A 255-nucleotide genomic window follows, 5' to 3' on the forward strand; every position below is an offset into this window, starting at 1 on the left:
GGGCCTTGGTCGGGTCAGCCTCGTCTGCATCGGCGAAAATTCCAGCATCGACAGCCAGCCCTGCGGCGGCACCCATGTTTCCGAAACGCAGGAAGTGGGCGATATTCACATTGCCAAGATAGAAAAGAAGGGCAAGGAGAACAGGCGGTTCCGCATTCGTTTCGGCGCGCCTGAAGCTGTTGCCTGAGATTGGGAGAAACATCGTGAGCACGGATAAGAGCCGTTTCGTCGTTTCGGCGGACTGGGTGGAAAAGC

At 57.3% G+C, this 255-nt stretch carries 1 pseudogene; it reads left to right on the forward strand.

Annotation, left to right across the window (positions count from 1 at the left end):
* Positions 1–187 (forward strand): annotated as a pseudogene (locus SB816_RS33330) (alanyl-tRNA editing protein); the annotation flags it as partial.
* Positions 188–255: the final 68 nt, after the last annotated feature.

This window comes from Achromobacter sp. SIMBA_011, from assembly GCF_046535435.1.
GTDB lineage: Bacteria > Pseudomonadota > Gammaproteobacteria > Burkholderiales > Burkholderiaceae_B > Achromobacter > Achromobacter dolens.